The following is a 20,585-nucleotide window of genomic DNA, read 5'->3' as shown; positions in this document are numbered from 1 at the left end:
GAGTGTCATGCGCGAGGTCTTCAAGCAGGAGATGGCCGAGGTCCAGGATCGTCTGGTCGAGATCGCCCAGGACGTGGCGACGTCGATCACGCGTGCGACGGAGGCGTTCGGAGACTCGAACGTGCAGCTCGCGGAGCAGGTGATCGCCTCCGACCTCGAGATCGACGACAAGGCGAACGCGCTCGACGAGCTCGTGATCGACATCATCGCGCGGCAGGGGCCGGTGGCGCGCGACCTGCGCATCGTCATCTCGGCGCTGCGGATCTCGGCATCGCTCGAGCGCATGGGCGACCTCGCCAGGCACATCGCGATGCTGACGCGGTACCGCTTCCCTGCGAACGTGGTACCGGAGTCGCTCGCACCGACGTTCGCGCAGATGGGCGCCGCCGACGTCGACATCGCGAACCAGCTCGTCGAGCTGCTGCGCACGCAGGACGTGTCGATCGCCGGGCAGATCGCAGGCTCGGACGTGAAGGTCGACGCGCTGCACAAGTCGGTGTTCGAGCAGGTGCTCGGCTCCGAGTGGGAGGGCGCCGCGCACGCGACCGTCGACGCGACGCTCGCGAGCCGCTACCACGAGCGCTTCGCCGACCACGCGGTCGGCATCGGCAAGAAGATGGCCTACCTCGCCACGGGCGACTGGCAGGCCGAGCTGCACGAGGTCATCAGCGACTGACGCGGCACCGTGCGCACGACGAGACCCCCGGCCGATCGGCCGGGGGTCTCGTCGTCTCCGCGGTGCGTGGGCTCGCTCAGCCCTTGCCCTGGCTCGCGACGGCGGCGGCGCCCGCTGCGGCGGCCTCGGGGTCGAGGTACTCGCCGGGGCCCGTCGCCTGCAGGTCGGCGTCGAGGCGGTAGACGAGCGGGATGCCGGTGGGGATGTTGAGGCTCGCGATGTCGTCGTCGGAGATGCCCTCGAGATGCTTCACGAGCGCCCGCAGCGAGTTGCCGTGCGCGGCGATGAGCACGGTGCGACCCGCGCGGATGTCGTCGCTGATCGGCCCCTCCCAGTAGGGCAGGAATCGGTCGATGACGTCCTTGAGGCACTCGGTGGCGGGCACGTCGCCGTCGATGTCGTCGTAGCGGGGGTCGCCGACCTGCGAGTAGGCGTTGTCGTCGGAGATCGCCGGCGGCGGCACGTCGAACGAGCGACGCCACAGCATGAACTGCTCCTCGCCGTACTCCTCGAGCGTCTGCGCCTTGTCCTTGCCCTGCAGGTCGCCGTAGTGGCGCTCGTTGAGGCGCCAGGAGCGGTGCACGGGGATCCAGGAGCGCTCCGCGGCGTCGAGCGCGAGGTTCGCGGTCTGGATCGCGCGGTTCAGCAGGGAGGTGTGGACGACGTCGGGCAGGATGCCCTCCTCCTTGAGCAGCTCGCCGCCGCGAGCGGCCTCCTGCCTGCCCTGGTCGGTGAGGGCCACGTCGACCCAGCCGGTGAACAGGTTCTTCTCGTTCCAGTCCGACTGCCCGTGGCGCAGCAGGATCAGCGTGTGCTCGCTCATGCCTTCCAGCCTACCGGCGCGCCATGCCGTGCCACGCAGTGCCAGAGCTGCTTCACGCGCTGCGGGTCGTGCGCGCCGGACGCCGCGGCGAGGCCGACGATGCGGGCGTCCAGCACCCCGCCCTCCGCGACCCGTTCGCCGAGGTCGACGACCTCCTCGCCCCGGTAGTCGCTCACCTGTCGAAGCCGCTCGACGCGCAGCACGAGCCCGGGATGCCATGCGAGCGGCACGGGCAGCGCGCGCGCCGCGTCCTCGACCTCGGTGCCCCGGAACGACGGGTCGAGCACGACGCGGTCGACGTCGCGGCGCACGTCGAGCCCGCCGTGCACGTGCGCCTCGACGTAGTCGTCGAGCGGGTCGAACGCCGCGGCCGCTGCGAGCGGCAGCAGCGCGAAGCGGTCGTCGGTCGCGAACGTGTCGGGCTCGAGCACGCTGTCGGGGAAGCAGTACGTGACGCGGGCCCGAGCAGACGCCGCGAGCACGAGCCGCGAGGAGCCGAAGCGGACGGCGCCGCCGATCGGACGCCGGCGCCAGTTCAGCGCCCCGTACCGAGGCCGCGCGCTGGCTGGCGCGTCGTCGTACGCGCCGCCGAACATGCGCCGCTCCCACCGTTCGCGGTCGCCGCCCGGCACGGCCGTGAGGCCCCCGTTCGACGTGCCCGTCTCCCACTGCGACCGGTAGACGCCGTCGGCCGCGAGCGCCGCGAGGACGGTGCGACCGTGGAGCATGCGGTCGGGATGCAGGTGCACGTCGACCTCGAGGTGCCGCGGCGCCGGACCACCTCGGGACGTCGCGCGCACGTGCGCGATCGCGGCGGCGGCCCAGCGGTCCATGGCGCGAGGCTAGCGGCGTCCGCTGCTGCCACGATGGACGCATGGCTCCGATCGGTCGCATCACGCGCGGCACGACGGGCGTGAACCGCCTCCGCCGCGTCGACCGATGGATCGCCGAGCTGCCTGCTGCGCGCGTGCCGGGCGCGCTCGTGGTCGATCTCGGATACGGGGCGAGCGCGACGACGTCGCTCGAGCTGCACGAGCGCCTCGCGCGCCGCACGCCCGGCGTCGAGGTCGTCGGCCTCGAGATCGATCCCGAGCGCGTCGCCATCGCGACGCGCGAGCTCGCCGCCGCGCTCGCCGCGGGCCCCCAGCGGCACGGGCGCGCGCTCGCCGACGAGGTGCTGGTGTCGTTCGCGCTCGGCGGGTTCGAAGTGCCAACGGCACGCGCACCCCACGTCATCCGGGCCATGAACGTGCTGCGGCAGTACGACGAGCATGAGGTCGCAGGCATCTGGGCACGGCTGCTGGGGCGGCTCGCACCCGGCGGGGCGCTCGTGGAGGGCACGTCGAACGAGGTGGGGCGCGTCGCGACCTGGGTGACGCTCGACGCCTCCGGTCCGCGCACGCTGACGCTCGCGCTGCGGCTGGGATCGCTCGGCACGGATGCCATGCCCGCGCCGAGCGTGCTCGCCGAGCGCCTGCCGAAGGCGCTCATCCATCGCAACGTGCCCGGGGAGCGGATCCACGAGCTGCTCGTCGCGCTCGACCGCGCATGGGAGCGCGCCGCGCACGTGGGAGCGTTCGGAGCCGAGCAGCGGTGGGTCGCCGCGGTGGGCGCGCTGGCGGGCGAGGGGTGGCCGATCGACCGCGCCGCGCTCCGCAGGGCGCGGCTCGGCGAGCTCACGCTGCCCTGGCCGGCCGTCGCGCCCCGCTGAGCGCACCGAGCCACGCGCGGCTCGCTGGCCCGCGCGATCCACGAGCGCGCCCCTGGCCCGTGCCACGTGCACCGCGCGTGCGCGAGCCTCGAGCGCATGGAGACGCGACCGACCACGGGCACGCCGCTCGCCGGCGTCGCGTGGGGACTCGCAGGCGTGCTCGCCTTCTCGTTCACCGTCATCGCCACGCGCGTCGCCGTCGTCGACCTCGATCCGCTGCTCGTCGGCACGGGCCGCGCCGTGGTGGCCGCGGTGCTCGCAGGCGCCGCGCTCGCGTGGAGGCGCCAGCCGTTCCCCGCACGCCGGCAGTGGCTGCGGCTCGGCGTCGTCGCCGCCGGCGTCGTCGCCGGCTTCCCGCTGCTCACGTCGTACGCGCTCACGACGACGCCAGCGAGCCACGGCGCCGTCGTCATCGCGCTGCTCCCCGCCGCGACGGCCGTCGTCGCCGCGGTGCGAGCGCACGAGCGGCCGAGCACGCGCTTCTGGATCGCCTCCGCCGCCGGCTGCGTCGCCGCCGTCGCGACCGCGCTCGTCGCCGATGGCGGCTCGACGGCGCTGCACGGTGCCGACGTGCTGCTGCTGCTCGCGGTCGTCGCCGCGGCGATCGGGTACGCGGAGGGCGGCGTGCTCGCGCGCGAGCTGGGCGCGTGGCAGACGATCGCGTGGGCGCTCGTGCTCGCGAGCCCCGTCATGGCGGTGCTCGCAGCCTCCTCGGTGCTCGTCGCGCCCGCCGTCGCAGGCCCGCCCGCGTGGCTCGCCTTCGCCTACCTGTCGGTCGTGAGCATGCTGCTGGGATTCGTCGCCTGGTACCGCGGGCTCGCCATCGGGCCGATGGCGCGCGTGAGCCAGCTGCAGCTCGTGCAGCCGTCGTTGTCGATCGCGTGGGCGGCCCTCGTGCTCGGCGAGACCATCACGGTGCAGACGATCGTCGGCGGCACCGTGGTGATCGCGTGCGCCGCCGTCGCCGTGCGCGCCCGGGCGGCGCCTCGCCGAGCCTGACGGGCCGGAGCCGTCAGGCGGTCGGGCGGCGCACGGCGCCGATGCGCGGCAGCCGCGGCGGGCGGTTCGCGTGCCCCGCGGTGGGCGGCACGAGCACCTGCTGCGCGGCCGCCACCGCCACGTCGTCGTCGCCCGCGCGCACGACGAGGTCGACGTCGGTCGGCACGGAGCGCTTGAGGATCGCGAGCGCGACGGGCCCCAGCTCGTGGTGGTGCGCTGCGAGCGTCACGTGCCCCGCCTGCTGCTCGCCGTGCACGACCTCGTCGCCCGGCTGCGGCAGCACGGCGTCGCTGCCGTCGAGGTGCAGCAGCGTGAGCCTGCGCGGAGGCGCTCCGAGGTTGTGCACCTTCGCGACCGTCTCCTGCCCGCGATAGCAGCCCTTCGCGAGGTGCACGGCCGTGGCGAGCCAGTCGAGCTCGTGGGGGATCGTGCGGTCGTCGACGTCGGCGATCGTCGGCCTGCCTGCCGCGATGCGTCGCGCGTCGAGTGCGAGGGTGCCCGCGATCGCAGGCGGCGCGGCGACGGCTCCGGTCGCGATCGTCTCGTGCCACGCCCACGGCCCGAGGCCCTCGGCGTCGCCGTAGCGCACGCCGCCCTCCGCCACGGCGGGCCACGGGTCGTCCCACGTCACGCCGTCGGGCGCGGTGGCACCGGTCCAGCCGATCACGGGCGCGTCGAGGCGATCGATCTCGACCTTCGCCCAGAACCGCATGCGCGTGAGCCACGCCTCGAGCGCCTCCGCGCGGCCGGCGTCGACGATCGCCCACAGCGACTCGCCGTCGTCGACGAGGCGCATGGCGTGCTCGACGCGGCCCTCCGGCGAGAGCACGAGCGTCTCGGTCGAGACGCCGGGCGGCAGCTGCGCGATCGCCTGCGTCGTGATGGAGTCGAGCCACGTGAGCCGGTCGGCGCCCGTGAGACGCAGCACGTCGCGCGGCAGCAGCACCCAGGCGCCTGCGTCGAGCGCTCGCCCCTCCGCGATCGGATTGCCGAGGTGCATGGGCACGCCGGCGTCGCCGAGGACGGCACCGGGTGCGTCGAAGAAGGCGGCGGTCGTCACGCGTCGCCCTCGGGAGCCTCGATGCCTCGCACGCGCGAGAGCCGTGCCGACGCGTGCGTCGCGAGCGGCTGGCCGAGCGCGGCGAGATCCCACGCCCACAGCAGGTCACCCTCGACGAGCCCCAGCATGCGCGTGGATGCCGTATGCGCCTTCGCGCTCGGCGACCGCATGACGGCATCGGTCGCGAGGTCGACGCGGGGGCCGTCGATGCGGCCGAGGTAGAGCTCCGCGACGCCCGTGGGATGCGCGATGAGCGCCTCGATCTCGAAGCCGCCGTCTGCCGAGCGCAGCGCCTCGACGTCGTCGACCGTCCGCGGCGGCGCCGTCGGCGGCAGCATGCCTGGCCCGTTGTCGCGCTCGTCGGCGACGCGAGCGAGCGACCAGTAGCCCGACTCGGCGGCGAGGGGGGCGAGCTCGTCGTCGAGCAGCCACGCGTACGCCGAGTAGGCCAGGAACGGCAGGCCGTGATGCGCGAACGTCACGCGCTGGCCGAACGCGTGCTCGCGCACGTCGTCGTCGCCGACGGAGAACTGCACGTGACCCGTGCCCTCCCAGTCGCCGACGAGCCACTGGAGGGGGCCGAGCTCCGCCGGGAGCGTCGGGTCGATGTCGAGCACGTCGCTAGCGCTGCCCGCGGAACAGGTTGCGCAGGACGACGAACGACAGGCCGGCGATCGCGAGGGACGCGAGGCCCAGCAGGCCGAGGAAGAAGATCTCGAGCGCGACGACGGGGATGTCCATGGCGGCAGTCTACGCGCAGCGAGCCTGCGAGGACGCCCGATCGACGCTCGTCATGCGGCGATCGCGAGCGCCTTGAACACGACCGTCGCTGCGGCGAGCACGAGCACGGCACCCCCGACGGAGGCGAAGAGCCGATCGACGAGGCCCTTCTGGTTCGGGAAGCCGAGCTGCACCGCGAAGGCGGCGATGACGCACGTGCCGAGCACGATCGGCAGCCACACGGTGCGGTCGACGGGCACGAGCGCTGCGACGACGACGGCGCCGGCAGCGGCGAGCGCCCAGATGGGCCAGATGCTGTGCCAGCGCATCGCTCCCCCGTCCGTGGCCGCTCTCAGGCCACCCTAGACTGTCCGGCGGGAGGGAGCCGCGTGGCACAAGTGCTGATCCTCACCCGGCGCAGCGGCGACGTGCTTCCGAGCCTCGACCTGCTCGATCACCGGGTGGTGCGCCTGCCTGCCGAGACGGGATCGCTGACGCAGGCCCACGAGGCAGAGCTCGTCGTCGTCGACGGCGTCGTCGAGCTCGCCGCCGCGAAGACCCTGTGCCGCATCGTCGACCAGACGCTGAAGGCGCCCGTGCTGCTCGTGCTCGGCGAGGGGGGTCTCGCGGCCGTGCAGCTCGACTGGGGCATCGCCGACGTCGTGCTCGACGGCGCAGGCCCTGCGGAGGTCGACGCGCGCATCCGCCTGTCGCTCGCACGCACCGCGCCGCGCGATCAGCCGATCGTCGCGGCTGGCCTGCGCATCGACGAGGCCAACTACCAGGCATCCATCAACGGCAAGCCGCTCGACCTCACCTACAAGGAGTTCGAGCTGCTGCGGTTCCTGGCCTCGCATCCCGTGCGCGTGTTCACGCGCGAGCAGCTGCTGAGCGAGGTGTGGGGCTACGACTACTTCGGCGGCACCCGCACCGTCGACGTGCACGTGCGGCGACTGCGCGCCAAGCTCGGCGACCTCGAGTCGGCGATCGGCACCGTGCGCAACGTGGGCTACCGGTTCGAGATCGCGCATGACTGACGTCGCAGCGCTCGCAGCGCTCGTCGAGCGCTGCATCGCCGCCGACGGCGTGAGCCCCGTGAACGACCAGGCCATGCTCGAGGCGCGCCGGGGCGAGCGGACGATCGTCGACCTCGACGGCGCAGGCACGGCGGTCGCCGTCGTCGCGACCGGGGCGCAGGCGGGCGACGCCGCCGCCGAGGTCGAGCTCGCCGTCGACCCCGAGCACCGCGGGCGCGGGCTCGGCGCGCGCCTGGGCGCCCGGATCGCCGCCGAGCACCCCGGCTTCGAGGCGTGGGCGCACGGCGACCTGCCCGCATCCCGTGCGCTCGCCGCCCGACTGGGCATGCAGCGCATCCGCACGCTGCTGCAGCTGCGTGCGCCGGTGCCGGACGACGCCGCCGTCGACGCGCGCCTGCGACCGTTCGTCGACGCTGACGCCGACGCGTGGGTCGCCGTCAACGCCGCGGCCTTCGCAGGGCACCCCGAGCAGGGCAGGCTCACCGCTCGCGACCTCGCCGACCGCCGCGCCGAGCCGTGGCACGACGACGCGAACCTGCTCGTCGCGCCCGGCGCCGACGGGCTCGACGGCTACGCGTGGGTGAAGCCGGAGGACGACGTCGCCGAGCTCTACGCGCTCGGCGTCGCGCCGCACGCGCAGGGCACGGGCCTCGGCGGCGTGCTGCTGCGGGCGACCTTCGCCCGCATGCGCGCGCTCGGACACGGCACGGCGCACCTCTACGTCGAGGGCGACAACGAGCCCGCGCTCGGCCTCTACCGCTCGCGCGGCTTCGTCGACCACGCGCGCGACGTGCGCTGGCGCCACGCGGGCTGACCGCACGGCGCGTCCACGTCGCACAGCACCCTCCGTTCACCTGCCGGTGCCAGGATGGACGGCATGGAAGAGCAGTCCGAGCCCACGCCCACGACGTCGATGCCGACCGTGACGATGGCGCCCGAGCTCGCGGAGGGTGCGAGCTTCGTGCAGGCGACCGAGGCCGACCTCGACGACTTCGACGACGACGAGGAGTACGACCTCGAGCTGCACGGCGGCGAGACCGAGGACGGCCTCCCCGCGCATCGCTTCCTCGACCGCGAGCTGTCGTGGCTCGCGTTCAACCAGCGCGTGCTCGAGCTCGCGGAGGACGAGACGGTGCCGCTGCTCGAGCGCGCCAACTTCCTCGCGATCTTCGCGTCGAACATGGACGAGTTCTTCATGGTGCGCGTCGCAGGGCTCAAGCGCCGCATCGTCACGGGGCTCGCGGTGCCGACGAACGCGGGCGTCTCCCCCGTCGACATCTTCAACCAGATCGTCGAGCGCGCCCACGCGCTGCAGCTGCGGCACGCGGACTGCTGGATCCACTCCGTGCGACCCGCGCTCGAGACCGCCGGCATCCGCGTCGTGCGCTGGGGCGAGCTCGACGCCGACGAGCAGCAGGTGCTGCGCACGCGATTCCACGACGACGTGTTCCCCGTGCTCATGCCGCTCGCGGTCGACCCGGCGCACCCGTTCCCGTACATCTCCGGCCTCTCGCTCAACCTCGCGGTGCGCGTGTTCAACCCGCTCACCGACTCCGAGGAGTTCGCGCGCCTCAAGGTGCCGCCGGTGCTGTCGCGCCTCGTCGCCGTCGAGGGCCCTGGGTCTCGCTTCATCCCGCTCGAGGAGCTCATCGCCAACAACCTCGACGAGCTGTTCCCCGGCATGCGCGTCGTCGACTGCGACGTCTTCCGCGTCACGCGCAACGAGGACGTCACGATCGATGAGGACGAGACGGAGAACCTCATCCAGGCGCTCGAGAAGGAGCTGTCGCGCCGCAAGTTCGGCCCGCCCATCCGCCTCGAGGTGTCGGAGGACGTCGACGCCGACTCGCTCGACCTGCTCGTGCGAGAGCTCGGCATCACCGAGCAGGAGGTCTACACCCTGCCTGGGATGCTCGACCTCACCGGCCTGTTCCAGATCTCGGGCCTCGAGCGGCCCGAGCTGCGCTACACGAAGCGCGTGCCCGTGACGGCGGCACCGCTGCGCCCGACGGACGCCGACGAGCAGGAGTCGATCTTCGACGCCATCACGCGCAAGGACGTGCTCGTGCACCACCCGTACGAGTCGTTCGCGACGAGCGTGCAGGCCATGCTCGAGCAGGCCGCCGACGACCCCGACGTGCTCGCGATCAAGCAGACGCTCTACCGCACGAGCGGCGACTCGCCCATCGTCGCAGCCCTCATCCGCGCCGCGGCGAAGGGCAAGCAGGTGCTCGCGCTCGTCGAGGTGAAGGCGCGCTTCGACGAGACGAACAACATCCAGTGGGCGCGCACGCTCGAGCGAGCAGGCGTCCACGTGGTCTACGGCCTCGTCGGGCTCAAGACCCACTGCAAGCTGCTCGTCGTCGTGCGTCGCGAGCGCGGCCGGCTGCGCCACTACTGCCACGTCGGCACCGGCAACTACAACCCGAAGACGTCGCGCATCTACGAGGACTTCGGCCTGTTCACCGACAACGACCAGGTGGGCCTCGAGATCACGCGGCTCTTCAACCAGCTCTCCGGCTTCGCGATCGAGCGCAAGTTCAAGCGACTGCTCGTCGCGCCGCTGCATCTGCGCAAGGGACTGCTGAAGCGCATCCGCCGCGAGACGCGCAACGCGCTCGCCGGTCGCCCGGCGCGCATCCGCATCAAGGCGAACTCCATCGTCGACGAGCAGATCATCGACGCGCTGTACCGTGCGAGCCGCGCAGGCGTGCAGGTGCAGGTGTGGGTGCGCGGCATCTCGTCGATCAAGGCGGGCGTGCCCGGCCTGTCCGAGCACATCACAGTGCGCTCCGTGCTGGGCCGCTACCTCGAGCACTCGCGTGTGTTCTGCTTCCTGAACGACGGCGACGAGGAGATCTGGATCGGCTCGGCCGACATGATGCACCGCAACCTCGACCGTCGCGTCGAGACGCTCATCCGCCTGACGTCGACCGAGCACATGGACGACATCTCGGCGCACTTCGATCGCGCGATGTCGGATGCGACGTCGTCGTGGTGGGCCGAGCCCGACGGCACGTGGACCAGGCACGCGTTCGACGACGCTGGCAAGCCGCTGCTCGACCTGCAGCGCGAGCGCATGATCGAGATCCAGCGGAGGCGTCGCAGGTGACGCCGCAGCTCGCCGCGGGCGTCGGCCTCTGGCGACGTGCTGCGGGCGGCGTCGAGGTGCTGCTCGTCGAGCGCACGAAGCACCGCGACCTGTCGCTGCCGAAGGGCAAGCTCGACCCCGGCGAGGCGCTGCCCGGCTGCGCGGTGCGCGAGCTCGAGGAGGAGACCGGCTACCGCGCGACGCTGCAGGCGCCGCTGGGCACGAGCGAGTACCGGCTGCCGACGGGGCAGGACAAGGTCGTCTACTACTGGCAGTCCGAGCTGCGCGGCGACGAGCCCGAGCGGCCGTTCGCGCCGAACGACGAGATCATGGCGCTGCACTGGCTGCCGCTCGACGAGGCCATCGAGCGCTGCACGTACGAGCACGACGCCGTGCTCGTGCGCACGCTCGCAGCGCGCATCGCAGCCGACGAGGCCGACACGTTCGCGATCGTCGCGCTGCGGCATGCGAAGGCAGCCGACCCGTACGCGTGGGACGGTCCGGACGCGGCACGCACCCTCACCTCCCGCGGCCAGCGGCAGGCTCGCGAGATCGCGCCGGCGCTCGCCGCCTACGGGGTGGAGCGCATCCTCGCCTCCACCGCCACGCGCTGCCAGCAGACCGTCGAGCCGCTCGCCGAGGTCCTCGGCGTCGCACCTCGCACGTCGCGGGCGCTCGCGCAGGACACGTACGCGAGCCGCGGCGACCGACTGCTGCGCCGCGTCGAGAAGGCCGTGCGGCATCGCCGCGCGACGGTGCTGTGCAGCCACCTGCCCGTGATCCCCGCGATCGTCGACGCCGTGGCGACGGCGACGGGCTCGCCGGACAGCCCCGCGCTGCACAGAGGCTCGATGCTGCACACCGCCGACTTCACCGTGCTGCACGTCGGAGGACCCGACGGCCGCATCGTCGCCGTCGAGACGCACGGCGCACCGCACTGAGCGACGATCGCGACGGCCCCGCGCGGCACCACGTGCACCTGCCGCTCGGGTTCCGCGAAGGTTGACTCGGTACCGTCTGGCATGAGGCCAGGGGGTGATGCACGCATGCGACTCGCACGCGCGACCACGTTCCTCGCTGCCTCCGCGCTGCTGCTCACCGCGTGCACGGGAGTCCCCCCGACGTCGACGAGCGACGGCCGTCTCGACGACCCCGTCGCCGAGACGCCTCGCATGCCGGTCGCCACCGAGCCGACGGTCGAGGTCGATGGCGCTCTCGCGACCGTCACGACCGCCGACGCGACCTGGCGCATCGAGCTGCTCGAGGCCGGCCCCGTCGCCCTCGACGACCTCGAGATGTTCGACGGCGCGTCCGTCGCCGAGGCTCCCGCCGACGGCAGCCAGGTGGGCTGGGTGTGCGTGTCGGCGACGCAGGTCGACGGCGACGCAGGCGCCTGGATGTCCGACGCCGTCCGCATCGAGGTGTGGGACGGCACGAGCGGGCCGCGATTCGACGACCTCACGGGCTTCGACTACGAGACGGCCGACGGCTCGCTCGACGTCTACGAGGCGTCTGGCAACCCGCTCGGCGAGCCGTACGAACGGGTGTGCCCGATCTTCGTGGTGCCTGCCGACGTCGACTTCGCGACGATCGCGCTCGTGCCGAACGGCGGCGAGCCCGCCGTGCTCGAGCGCTGAGGCTCTGCACGCCGGGCTCGCAGCGCCGATGCGACGGGTCTACCCGAAGCGGCCCGAGACGTAGTCCTCCGTGGCCTGCACCGACGGGTTCGAGAAGATCTGCGTCGTCTCGTCGTACTCGATGAGCCTGCCGGGCTTGCCGGTCCCCGCGATGTTGAAGAACGCCGTCTTGTCGCTCACGCGCGCAGCCTGCTGCATGTTGTGGGTGACGATGACGATCGTGTACTCCTGCTTGAGCTCCTCGATGAGGTCCTCGATCGCGAGCGTCGAGATGGGGTCGAGCGCCGAGCAGGGCTCGTCCATGAGGACGACGTCGGGCGACACCGCGATGGCGCGTGCGATGCACAGGCGCTGCTGCTGACCACCCGAGAGGCCGGAGCCGGGCAGGTTCAGGCGATCCTTGACCTCGTTCCACAGGTTCGCGCCGCGGAGGCTCTGCTCGACGAGGCCGTCCTGGTCGGACCTCGACATGCGGGTGTTGTTCAGCAGCACGCCTGCGAGCACGTTCTCGCGGATCGACATCGTGGGGAACGGGTTCGGACGCTGGAAGACCATGCCGATCTGGCGACGCACGAGCACGGGGTCGACACCCTGGCCGTACAGGTCCTCGCCGTCGAGCAGCACGCTGCCCTCGACGCGGGCGCCCGCGATGACCTCGTGCATGCGGTTGAGCGTGCGGAGGAAGGTCGACTTGCCGCAGCCGGAGGGACCGATGAACGCGGTGACCGAACGGGGTGCGATCTCGAGCGACACGCCCTCGACCGCAAGGAAGTCGCCGTAGTAGACGTTGAGGTCCTCGACCTCGATGCGCTTGGACACGGAAGTGCTCTCCTGGTTCGGCGCGGGCTCAGCCGCGCAGCTTGGGGGCGAAGATCTTGGCGATGAGACGTGCGGCGAGATTCAGCACCATCACGATGAGGATGAGCGTCAAGGCACCCGCCCATGCGCGTGCCACGGCCTCGTCGGGGTTCGTGCCCTGGTTCTGGTACTGGTTGTAGACGAACACCGGCAGCGTCATCATGCGACCGTCGAACAGGTTCATGTTGAGGCTCGTCGTGAAGCCGGCCGTGAGCAGCAGCGGGGCCGTCTCGCCGATGACGCGCGAGATCGACAGCATGATGCCCGTCATGATGCCCGCGATCGTCGTGGGCAGCACGACCTTCACGATCGTGCGCCACTTGGGCACGCCGAGCGCGTACGACGCCTCGCGCAGCTCGTTGGGCACGATGCGCAGCAGCTCCTCGCTCGAGCGCACGACGACGGGGATCATGAGCACCGCGAGCGACAGCGCACCCATGATGCCGATGGAGGCGCCGGGGCCGAGGAAGATCGAGAACACGGCGAAGATGAACAGGCCGGCGACGATCGAGGGGATGCCGGTCATGACGTCGACGAAGAACGTGATCGCCTGGGCGATGCGGCCGCGCCCGCCGTACTCGACGAGGTAGATCGACGTCATGAGGCCGATGGGCACCGAGATGATCGTCGCGGCGAGCGTGATGAGGATCGTGCCCCAGATGGCGTGGATCGCGCCGCCGCCGGTGCCGACGATGCCGCGCATCGACGACGAGAAGTACTCGAGGTCGAATCGCTCGATCCCCGACGACACCACGGTGTAGAGGAGCGAGACGAGCGGGATGATCGCGATGATGAAGGCGCTCGTGACGAGCGCGGTCACGAAGCGGTCGATCGCGTGGCGCGGGCTCTCGCTGAGCCGCGACAGCACGTAGATCGTCACGATGTAGAGCAGCGCGCCGACGACGAGCATGCCTGCGACGTTGAAGTCCGACGCCTCCGAGCCCATGTTGATGAGCACGAACACGATCGCCGAGACGACCATCGCTGCGACGAGGGTGACCCACGTGCTCCACGTGGGCAGGCGGCCGGCGGAGAGCGAGCTCGCCTGCTCGCGGGCGACGACGGCGCTCATCAGTTCGCTCCGGAGAACTCGGCGCGACGGTTGACGATCGCGCGGGCGATGGCGTTCACGAGGAACGTGACGACGAACAGCACGAGGCCTGTGGCGATGAGCGTGTTCACGCCGTTGCCGTGCGCCTCGGGGAATGCGAGCGCGATGTTCGCGGGGATCGGCGTGGGGTTCGTCGACGTCAGCAGCTCGAACGAGATGACGCCGGAGGCCGACAGCACCATCGTCACCGCCATCGTCTCGCCGAGCGCGCGACCGAGGGCGAGCATCGCGGCGGAGACCATGCCGCCGCGCGCGAAGGGCAGCACGGCCATGCGGATCATCTCCCAGCGGGTCGCGCCGAGCGCGAGCGCCGCCTCCTCGTGCAGGCGCGGCGCCTGCAGGAAGACCTCGCGGCAGATGGCCGTCATGATCGGCAGGATCATGACCGACAGCACGAGCGAGGCGGTCATGATCGTGTTGCCGGTCGCCGAGGCCTGGCCGCTGAACAGCGGGAACCATCCGAAGTTGTCGCTGAGCCACGCGTAGAACGGCTGCACGAACCCGGCGAGCGTCAGCGCGCCCCAGAGGCCGAACACGACCGAGGGCACGGCAGCGAGCAGGTCGATGACGTAGCCGAGCACCGCGGCGAAGCGGCGCGGCGCGTAGTGCGAGATGAACAGCGCGATGCCGATCGCGATCGGGGCGGCGATGACGAGCGCGATGAGCGACGCCCACACGGTGCCGAACGCGAGCGGCACGACGTACTCGAGGAACGTGCGATCGCGCAGGATCGAGTTGTCGTCGTTGGAGATGCCCGGGATGCTCTGCGCGATGAGGAAGATCGCGACGGCTGCCAGGACGAGCAGGATGATGATGCCCGCGCCCAGCGCGGTACCCGAGAAGATCGTGTCGCCGAGTCGACGCACGGCGGGCTTCGCCTGCGTCGTCGCCTTCGGCGGCGGCGCAGGCTCCTGCTGCTGCTGCTGCGCCGTGGAGCTGGTCGTCATGCCGCGTCGGCCCTTCGAGTCGAGTGGGGTGGCAGTCGTGTGGGGCTGGTGACCAGGATGCCGTGCATCCCGGTCACCAGCCCCGAGTCGATCAGAGGATCAGCCCTCGACCTGGATGAGGTCGATCGCTGCCTCGACCTGCGTGCGCAGGTCGTCCGAGATCGGTGCCGAGCCGGCGTTCTCGGCTGCGGCGTCCTGGCCCTCGGCGGAGACGACGTACGAGAAGTATGCCTGGACGGTCGCGGCGACCTCGGGGTCCTCGTACTCGGTGCAGCCGATGAGGTACGACACGAGCGCGATCGGGTAGGAGCCGGCGGGTGCGGCAGCGGGGTCGACGTCGAAGACGAGGTCGGCGTCGCCGCGGCCCTCCTCCTGCGTCGCGCCTGCGACGAGCTCGGCAGCCGCCTCGGGCGAGAACGGCACGTACTCGTCGCCGACCTCGACCGCGACCGTGCCGAGGTCGCCTGCCTGCGACGCGTCGGCGAAGCCGATCGTGCCCTGGCCGCCACCGACGCGGTCGATGACGCCAGAGGTGCCCTGGGCTGCCTCGCCGCCCTGGATGGGCCACTCGTCGGACGCCTCGTACGTCCACACGTCGGCCGCCGTGGCCTCGAGGTACGCGGTGAAGGTCTCCTGCGTGCCGGAGGCGTCGGAGCGGTGGACCGGCGAGACCGCGAGGTCGGGCAGGGTCGCGTCGGGGTTCTGCTCGGCGATCGCCGGGTCGTTCCAGTTCGTGATCGTGCCTGCGAAGAGGCCTGCGATCGTCGCTGCGTCGAGGTTCAGCTCGTCGACGCCGTCGATGTTGAACACGACGGCGACGGGCGAGATGTAGACGGGGATCTCGACGATGTCGTCCGAGACGCACGCGCCGAAGCCGCCCTCGGCGAGCTCGTCGGCGTCGAACGCGCGGTCGGAGCCGACGAAGTTCGACGCACCGGCGAGGAAGTTGTCGCGGCCGACGCCCGAGCCGGTGGGCTCGTAGATGACGTCGGCGTCGGGGTTGGCGTCGAGGAACGCGGCGACCCACGCCTCCTGAGCTGCCGTCTGCGACGATGCGCCCGTTGCCTCGATCGTGCCTGCGACGGCGCCCTCGGCGGGCTCTGCGGACGAGCCGGAGCCGCCCTCGTTCGAGGCGCAGGAGGCGAGGAGGATGCTGCCTGCGGCGGCGACGATCGCCACGCGGCCGAGCTTCGTGATCTTCACGCTGTGATCCCTTTCGGAATGGGGCAGCGGGGGGATTCCCGCATGCGGTGGCGCAGTCCTGCGCCTCGATCACGGTAGGGAACCGGCATGGCCCGCTCAGGCGACGCGGGTGAACGGGAGGTGAACGCGCACGGAACGTCTCGCGCATCCTCCGCCGCGCCTCAGCGCACGCTCAGGTGCGGAGACGATGATGCCGGGCCGCGGAACGCCTCACGGCGGAAGGCCGCTCGAAGCGGCGAATATTGGAGCCCGGGGTTCGCGGCCCGGCGTCGACCACTGTAGCGAACCCGCGTTCCGGGTTCGAGTCCGTTCGCGTGCGGCGAAGGGTCGGGCGTGTCAGACCTCGGGCACGACGATGAACCACTGCTCGCCGGTGGAGTGGTGCAGGAAGTACCAGTCGGTGATCGGGTAGTCGTTCGGCAGCTCGAAGATCGCCTCGGCGCCCTCGAACGAGGGCTCCTTGCCGAGGGTGAACAGGTCGCGCTCCGCGAGGAAGGAGCCGCCGCTCGACAGACCCCAGTAGTCGCCCGTCTCGTCGTCGTACGCCGCGACGCGGAACTGGAAGTAGAAGTCGGGCTCGTCGCCCTGCAGCATCTCGCCGTCGAGGGTGAGGATCACCAGTCGCGAGCCCTCGCGCGCGGTGTTGCCGTAGCTGTCGGCCTCGATGACCTGCACGCCCGTCGGCTCGAACGACCAGGCATCGGCGCCCGTGGTGTCGGTCGTGTAGCGGTACGACCCCTCCGCAGGCGAGTCGGTCGACGCCGGGTCGGACGTCGCAGGCTCGTTCGTGGCGGGGTCGGACTGCGTCGGGCCGCCCTGCGGCGGCTGCATGACGCAGCCGGCGAGCATGAGCGAGGCGCCGATCGCGATGGCGATCCTGCGCATGCGGGTGACGGCTGACGTCATCGGGACCTCCTCGGTTGCGAGCAGCGTAGCCCGGTGCCGCTGGATGACGTCTGGGACGCGCCTGGCCTCAGTGCAGCGCGTCGCGCCGCTGCAGCGCTGCGGAGGCGGCGAGGTCGTCCGCGAGGGTCGCGAGCCGCGACGCCCTGGCGGTGAGCCGCGTCGCGGCATCCGCGTCGTACGCATCGCGCGTGTCGGCCTCGACGAGCACCCCGGCGGCGCCGACGCGGCTGAAGGCCGCCGCCCGGTCGAGCGCGAGCGCCAGGTCGCCTGCGAACGCGCCGCGCAGGATCTCGTCGGCGAGCGCCGCGATCTCCTCCGGACCCGTCGGCGTCGCAGCACCCGCGACGACCGGGTCGGCCGTGTCGAGTCGCTCGACGCCCGACGCGAAGTGCGCGGCGACGGCGACGGGCTGCTGCTCGACCATCGCGCGCAGCAGGTGCAGGCGCCACAGGGCGCCGGGCAGCGTGTGCGGCCTCGCGTCGGCCCAGAGCTCGGCGACCGAGTCGATGCCGTCGGTCTGCGCGAGCGCGAGCAGCCGCTCCACGACCTCGGGGTCCGCGTCCGAGCGGACGCGGGCGACGAGCGCTGCAGCCGTCTCGTGGGCGAGCTGGACTCGGGCGACGGGGTCGACGTCGCCCACGAACCGCTCGAACCAGCCCGACGCGTACCGCGCGGGACGTGCGTGCTCTGCCATGCGCTCCCCTGCCGCCGCGATGGTCGGATGTCGGCATCCAGGCTACCGATCGCCACCACCGGGACCTCGCGTGTTCGCATCGAGCGGAGGCGCCCCTCCACCCACGGGATGTCCCCCGCATCCACCGTTCGGGGGATTCGGCAGCCGTGCGAGCGTCGATAGGAAGGAGGGCATGCGAAGCAGCAGACACCTGGGACCACCCATCAGGATCACGACGGCGATCGCCGCGGCCGCGATGCTCGTCGTCGCGTCGCCGGCCATCGCCACCGCGTCGCCGACGGCGGAGAGCGGCGGCCAGCAGGCCGCGAGCGCGAGCCAGCAGGAGGCGGCGAGCGCACCGCAGGTCGTCGCTCCCGTGCCGGAGCTCGCCTGGGCCGCATGCGACGGCGCGGGCCTCGAGGCGTTCGAGTGCGCATCGGCGCAGGTGCCGAGCGACTACGACGAGCCGGCAGGCGCGACGACGACCATCGCGCTCACCCGGCTGCCTGCCACCGATCCCGAGCAGCGCATCGGCAGCCTCTTCGTGAACTTCGGCGGCCCCGGCGGCCCCGGCGTCTCGACCCTGCACCAGCTGGGCGCGTTCCTCGACCCGCAGGTGCACGCCGCCTTCGACGTCATCGGCTTCGACCCGCGCGGCGTCGGCGAGTCCGACCCCGTGACGTGCTTCCCCGACGCGGCCTCCGAGGCGGCGTTCTTCGCCGACGCCCCCTCGGTCCCCGTCACCGCGGAGGAGGAGGCGCGCACGATCGCGATGACCGCCGCGACGTCGCTGAGCTGCGAGACCCTCTCGGGCACGCGCATCGAGGGCGCCTCGACGGCGAACGTCGCCCGCGACATGGATCTGCTGCGGCAGGCCGTCGGCGACGAGCAGCTGAGCTACCTGGGCTACTCGTACGGCTCCATCCTCGGCGCCACCTACGGCATGCTCTTCCCCGATCGCGTGCGCGCGCTCGCGATCGACGGCACGCTCGAGCCGTCGGGCTGGTCGGGCGGCGAGGGATCGATCGGCGTGCGCACCGGCCAGGGCGTCGCGGCGAGCGAGGTCTTCGACGAGTTCCTCGCGCTGTGCTCGCAGGCTGGCCCCGAGGCGTGCTCGCTCGCGGCGCTCGGCGACCCCGGCGAGATCGTCGAGACCGTGCTCGACCGCCTGCAGCAGCAGCCGGTCGAGATCCCGATGCCCGACGGCACCACGGTGACGCTCGACTACGGCGCCGCCGTCGCGACCGCGTTCTCGTCGATGTACTCGCCTGCGGGCTTCGCACCGCTCGCGGACGCCTTCGTGCAGCTGCACGCCCTCACCGAGCCGCAGCAGGCTGCGATGCAGCAGCAGCGCTCCGGATCGCTCGGCGAGATCGGCGACCTGCTGCGCAGGCTGGGCCTCATCGAGGACTACTCCGGCGCAGGCAGCGCGATCGCGTCGATGTGCGTCGACGGTCAGCATCCGCTGCAGCCGTGGGACTACCCGGCGCAGGCCGATGCGGCCGACGCCGAGGCGCCGCACTTCGGGCGCTTCCGCTCGTGGGTCGGCATCCAGTGCGAGTTCGTGCAGTACGCCGACGACGACGCGTACATGGGTCCGTGGGACCAGACGACGCAGGCGCCGGTGCTCGTGATCGGCACGCGCCACGACCCGGCGACGCCGTACGACCAGACGCAGCCCTACGCCGACCGCTTCGCGAACGCGAGCGTGCTGACTGTCGAGGGCTACGGCCACGCGACGATCGGCGTGAGCACCTGCGCGAATGCCGCGATCGCGACGTATCTCACGACGCTGGCGGCGACCGACGGCGCCACGTGCGCGCAGGACGTCGTGCCGTTCCAGACGGCGTCCGCGCCCGTCGCGAGCCCGCTCGCATCGCTGCACGCACCGACGCACGCGTACGCGCCGGGCACCTGATCGGCGGCCCCGCACTCCCCATCCCATCCCCGCCCCTCGAGGTGCACCCCCGCCGAGTGCGTGGTCGCCTCTGACGCCTGATCGGGCAGCACATGCAGCCGAGCGGCCCTCGGATCTGCATGTGCTGCCCGATCGACGTCGGAGCGGGAGGCGCAGCGGATGGCAGGATCGGAGGGCACGGGCCTCTAGCTCAGTCGGTAGAGCGTCGGACTTTTAATCCGCTGGTCGTGGGTTCGAGCCCCACGGGGCCCACCGTCCGCGGCTCGGCCGCGTCACCGGGCGCCTGGCGACCGCCCATGCCGCCCGTCGCTCGACGCAGGCCGCGTCCAGCGGTGCGGCGTAGCGTGGGAGCCCGCACCCCGACGCGAGGAGCACCCCATGACCGCGTTCCCGGCCTCCACCTGGACCCGACCGCCACGGCAGCGTACGGGCGTGCTCGGGCTCGCGATCCTCGCGGTCGTCGCATCCACGTGGCTCCTCGTGCCGCAAGGCCTCACGACCTTCGGGCTCGTGCTCGGCTCCCTCGACGCCGGCACCTTCGTGCAGCTCGCGATCTCCAGCGCCGTGCCCGCCTCCATCGTGCTCGCCCTCGGTGCGGTCGCGACGCGGATCGTCTGGCTGCTCGTCGTCGCGATCCCAGCGCTCGCGATCCACGGGCTCGCGCTCGTCGTCGTCGCGGTCGTCGTCGGCGCATCCGGCGGGCCCGGCCTCGTCGTGCTCGCGACGCTCGGCGACGCGCTCGCGATGGGCATCGCGCTCGTCGCCGTCGTCGCCGCCCTCGTCTCGACCGCCGCCGCACGCGCCGGCGACCGCCGCGAGGGCGCCGGATGGGTGGCGGCGCTCGTGCTCGCAGGCATCGCAGGCGCCCTGATCGTCGCGTCGCCGTACGTCGCGAGCGAGACGCTCGGATCGCTGCGCCTGGTGCTGTCGGACACGATCGTCGTCGTCGGCCTGCTCGTGCTCGTCGGCGTCGCAGGCGTGCGCGCCGTCGGGGCGCGATGGGCGGCAGCGGCCATCGCCATCGCAGCCGCCGTCTGGGTCGTGCTGCTCGAGACCGTGCTGCTGCCGTGGGGGCTGCCAGCGACGATCGCGATCGCCGCCGTGCGCGCCGTGCTGCTCGTGCTCGCCGGGGTGCTCATCGCCCTGACGACGCGGTGGCTCGGACGCCCGCACGGCGTCGCCCCTCCCACCGTGCCGTCGCACGCACCGCAGCAG

At 72.2% G+C, this 20,585-nt stretch carries 20 protein-coding genes, 1 tRNA gene and 1 pseudogene; 11 read left to right on the top strand and 11 right to left on the bottom strand.

Annotation, left to right across the window (positions count from 1 at the left end; all coding sequences use genetic code 11):
* The first annotated feature begins 7 nt into the window (after positions 1–7).
* A complete protein-coding gene (gene phoU, locus ACZ6H8_RS15240) occupies positions 8–676 on the top strand; it encodes a phosphate signaling complex protein PhoU (protein WP_464147774.1) in 669 nt (222 codons plus the stop codon).
* 76 nt (positions 677–752) lie between these two features.
* Here phoU and ACZ6H8_RS15235 read toward each other — a convergent pair whose 3' ends face one another.
* Together ACZ6H8_RS15235 and ACZ6H8_RS15230 are read right to left on the bottom strand one after the other, a co-directional pair.
* Positions 753–1,499, bottom strand: a complete 747-nt coding sequence (locus ACZ6H8_RS15235; protein ID WP_464147773.1) for a phosphoglyceromutase — start codon at positions 1,497–1,499, stop codon at positions 753–755.
* A complete protein-coding gene (locus ACZ6H8_RS15230; protein ID WP_464147772.1) occupies positions 1,496–2,332 on the bottom strand; it encodes a DUF3626 domain-containing protein in 837 nt (278 codons plus the stop codon). Before ACZ6H8_RS15230 ends, ACZ6H8_RS15235 begins: the two co-directional genes overlap by 4 nt.
* Before the next feature lie 41 nt (positions 2,333–2,373).
* Here ACZ6H8_RS15230 and ACZ6H8_RS15225 point away from each other — a divergent pair, with 41 nt between their 5' ends.
* The gene (locus tag ACZ6H8_RS15225; RefSeq protein ID WP_464147771.1) at positions 2,374–3,210 is read left to right on the top strand and encodes a class I SAM-dependent methyltransferase; all 837 of its coding nucleotides are present in this window, start codon (positions 2,374–2,376) and stop codon (positions 3,208–3,210) included.
* A gap of 96 nt (positions 3,211–3,306) precedes the next feature.
* Positions 3,307–4,209 carry a DMT family transporter gene (locus ACZ6H8_RS15220; RefSeq protein WP_464147770.1) on the top strand — a complete coding sequence of 301 codons (903 nt, stop codon included), beginning with the start codon at positions 3,307–3,309 and terminating at the stop codon, positions 4,207–4,209.
* A 13-nt stretch (positions 4,210–4,222) separates the two neighbouring features.
* Here the strand turns inward: ACZ6H8_RS15220 and ygfZ are convergent, their stop codons facing one another.
* The 3 genes from ygfZ to ACZ6H8_RS15205 form a co-directional block, all read right to left on the bottom strand.
* Positions 4,223–5,269: a CAF17-like 4Fe-4S cluster assembly/insertion protein YgfZ gene (gene ygfZ / locus ACZ6H8_RS15215; RefSeq protein ID WP_464147769.1), complete on the bottom strand. Its 1,047-nt coding sequence runs from the start codon at positions 5,267–5,269 to the stop codon at positions 4,223–4,225.
* A complete protein-coding gene (locus tag ACZ6H8_RS15210) occupies positions 5,266–5,886 on the bottom strand; it encodes a heme-binding beta-barrel domain-containing protein (protein WP_464147768.1) in 621 nt (206 codons plus the stop codon). The genes ygfZ and ACZ6H8_RS15210 overlap by 4 nt, the downstream gene beginning before the upstream one ends.
* Positions 5,887–6,060: 174 nt before the next feature.
* Entirely contained in the window at positions 6,061–6,318 is a 258-nt protein-coding gene (locus ACZ6H8_RS15205; protein ID WP_464147766.1) for a hypothetical protein, read from the bottom strand.
* A 60-nt stretch (positions 6,319–6,378) separates the two neighbouring features.
* Between ACZ6H8_RS15205 and ACZ6H8_RS15200 the strand changes: the two genes are divergently transcribed.
* The 5 genes from ACZ6H8_RS15200 to ACZ6H8_RS15180 all read left to right on the top strand — a co-directional run bounded on the left by ACZ6H8_RS15200 (position 6,379) and on the right by ACZ6H8_RS15180 (position 11,754).
* On the top strand, positions 6,379–7,026 hold the full coding sequence (locus ACZ6H8_RS15200; protein WP_464147765.1) for a winged helix-turn-helix domain-containing protein: 648 nt from the start codon (positions 6,379–6,381) through the stop codon (positions 7,024–7,026).
* Positions 7,019–7,840, top strand: a complete 822-nt coding sequence (gene mshD, locus ACZ6H8_RS15195; RefSeq protein ID WP_464147764.1) for a mycothiol synthase — start codon at positions 7,019–7,021, stop codon at positions 7,838–7,840. The genes ACZ6H8_RS15200 and mshD overlap by 8 nt, the downstream gene beginning before the upstream one ends.
* Positions 7,841–7,954: 114 nt before the next feature.
* The gene (locus tag ACZ6H8_RS15190; RefSeq protein ID WP_464147975.1) at positions 7,955–10,138 is read left to right on the top strand and encodes an RNA degradosome polyphosphate kinase; all 2,184 of its coding nucleotides are present in this window, start codon (positions 7,955–7,957) and stop codon (positions 10,136–10,138) included.
* Entirely contained in the window at positions 10,135–11,058 is a 924-nt protein-coding gene (locus ACZ6H8_RS15185; RefSeq protein ID WP_464147763.1) for an NUDIX hydrolase, read from the top strand. The genes ACZ6H8_RS15190 and ACZ6H8_RS15185 overlap by 4 nt, the downstream gene beginning before the upstream one ends.
* A 105-nt stretch (positions 11,059–11,163) precedes the next feature.
* Positions 11,164–11,754 carry a hypothetical protein gene (locus ACZ6H8_RS15180; RefSeq protein WP_464147762.1) on the top strand — a complete coding sequence of 197 codons (591 nt, stop codon included), beginning with the start codon at positions 11,164–11,166 and terminating at the stop codon, positions 11,752–11,754.
* Between the two features lie 39 nt (positions 11,755–11,793).
* On the opposite strand, the gene pstB is transcribed toward ACZ6H8_RS15180, so the two are convergent.
* The 6 genes from pstB to ACZ6H8_RS15150 all read right to left on the bottom strand — a co-directional run bounded on the left by pstB (position 11,794) and on the right by ACZ6H8_RS15150 (position 17,473).
* Positions 11,794–12,573 (bottom strand): phosphate ABC transporter ATP-binding protein PstB, encoded by a 780-nt coding sequence (gene pstB / locus ACZ6H8_RS15175; RefSeq protein ID WP_464147761.1) that lies wholly within the window; start codon positions 12,571–12,573, stop codon positions 11,794–11,796.
* A gap of 28 nt (positions 12,574–12,601) precedes the next feature.
* Complete coding sequence (gene pstA / locus ACZ6H8_RS15170) at positions 12,602–13,684, bottom strand: phosphate ABC transporter permease PstA (protein ID WP_464147760.1); 1,083 nt, start codon at positions 13,682–13,684, stop codon at positions 12,602–12,604.
* Positions 13,684–14,670, bottom strand: a complete 987-nt coding sequence (gene pstC, locus ACZ6H8_RS15165; RefSeq protein ID WP_464147759.1) for a phosphate ABC transporter permease subunit PstC — start codon at positions 14,668–14,670, stop codon at positions 13,684–13,686. The genes pstA and pstC overlap by 1 nt, the downstream gene beginning before the upstream one ends.
* Positions 14,671–14,769: 99 nt before the next feature.
* On the bottom strand, positions 14,770–15,873 hold the full coding sequence (locus ACZ6H8_RS15160) for a phosphate ABC transporter substrate-binding protein PstS (protein WP_464147758.1): 1,104 nt from the start codon (positions 15,871–15,873) through the stop codon (positions 14,770–14,772).
* A 336-nt stretch (positions 15,874–16,209) separates the two neighbouring features.
* Entirely contained in the window at positions 16,210–16,779 is a 570-nt protein-coding gene (locus tag ACZ6H8_RS15155) for a hypothetical protein (protein ID WP_464147757.1), read from the bottom strand.
* A 67-nt stretch (positions 16,780–16,846) separates the two neighbouring features.
* Positions 16,847–17,473: a DNA-directed RNA polymerase subunit beta gene (locus tag ACZ6H8_RS15150; RefSeq protein ID WP_464147756.1), complete on the bottom strand. Its 627-nt coding sequence runs from the start codon at positions 17,471–17,473 to the stop codon at positions 16,847–16,849.
* Between the two features lie 172 nt (positions 17,474–17,645).
* Here ACZ6H8_RS15150 and ACZ6H8_RS15145 point away from each other — a divergent pair, with 172 nt between their 5' ends.
* The 3 genes and pseudogenes from ACZ6H8_RS15145 to ACZ6H8_RS15135 form a co-directional block, all read left to right on the top strand.
* Complete coding sequence (locus ACZ6H8_RS15145) at positions 17,646–19,370, top strand: alpha/beta fold hydrolase (protein WP_464147755.1); 1,725 nt, start codon at positions 17,646–17,648, stop codon at positions 19,368–19,370.
* 179 nt (positions 19,371–19,549) lie between these two features.
* Positions 19,550–19,622 (top strand) — tRNA-Lys (locus ACZ6H8_RS15140).
* Between the two features lie 126 nt (positions 19,623–19,748).
* Positions 19,749–20,585, top strand: a pseudogene (locus ACZ6H8_RS15135) (hypothetical protein); the annotation flags it as partial.

The organism is Agrococcus sp. AC640b, from assembly GCF_979255995.1.
This window is presented reverse-complemented; position numbering and strand designations above follow the sequence as displayed.

What these genes read in the sequence shown, in the direction of transcription:
- ACZ6H8_RS15150 (WP_464147756.1), bottom strand. Translation starts at nt 17,473, where the DNA reads ATGGCAGAGCACGCACGTCCCGCGCGGTACGCGTCGGGCTGGTTCGAG.
- mshD (WP_464147764.1), top strand. Translation starts at nt 7,019, where the DNA reads ATGACTGACGTCGCAGCGCTCGCAGCGCTCGTCGAGCGCTGCATCGCC.
- ACZ6H8_RS15155 (WP_464147757.1), bottom strand. Translation starts at nt 16,779, where the DNA reads ATGACGTCAGCCGTCACCCGCATGCGCAGGATCGCCATCGCGATCGGC.
- ACZ6H8_RS15235 (WP_464147773.1), bottom strand. Translation starts at nt 1,499, where the DNA reads ATGAGCGAGCACACGCTGATCCTGCTGCGCCACGGGCAGTCGGACTGG.
- ACZ6H8_RS15190 (WP_464147975.1), top strand. Translation starts at nt 7,955, where the DNA reads ATGGCGCCCGAGCTCGCGGAGGGTGCGAGCTTCGTGCAGGCGACCGAG.
- ACZ6H8_RS15225 (WP_464147771.1), top strand. Translation starts at nt 2,374, where the DNA reads ATGGCTCCGATCGGTCGCATCACGCGCGGCACGACGGGCGTGAACCGC.
- phoU (WP_464147774.1), top strand. Translation starts at nt 8, where the DNA reads ATGCGCGAGGTCTTCAAGCAGGAGATGGCCGAGGTCCAGGATCGTCTG.
- pstC (WP_464147759.1), bottom strand. Translation starts at nt 14,670, where the DNA reads ATGACGACCAGCTCCACGGCGCAGCAGCAGCAGCAGGAGCCTGCGCCG.
- ACZ6H8_RS15205 (WP_464147766.1), bottom strand. Translation starts at nt 6,318, where the DNA reads ATGCGCTGGCACAGCATCTGGCCCATCTGGGCGCTCGCCGCTGCCGGC.
- pstA (WP_464147760.1), bottom strand. Translation starts at nt 13,684, where the DNA reads ATGAGCGCCGTCGTCGCCCGCGAGCAGGCGAGCTCGCTCTCCGCCGGC.
- ACZ6H8_RS15230 (WP_464147772.1), bottom strand. Translation starts at nt 2,332, where the DNA reads ATGGACCGCTGGGCCGCCGCCGCGATCGCGCACGTGCGCGCGACGTCC.
- ACZ6H8_RS15145 (WP_464147755.1), top strand. Translation starts at nt 17,646, where the DNA reads ATGCGAAGCAGCAGACACCTGGGACCACCCATCAGGATCACGACGGCG.
- ACZ6H8_RS15220 (WP_464147770.1), top strand. Translation starts at nt 3,307, where the DNA reads ATGGAGACGCGACCGACCACGGGCACGCCGCTCGCCGGCGTCGCGTGG.
- ACZ6H8_RS15180 (WP_464147762.1), top strand. Translation starts at nt 11,164, where the DNA reads ATGCGACTCGCACGCGCGACCACGTTCCTCGCTGCCTCCGCGCTGCTG.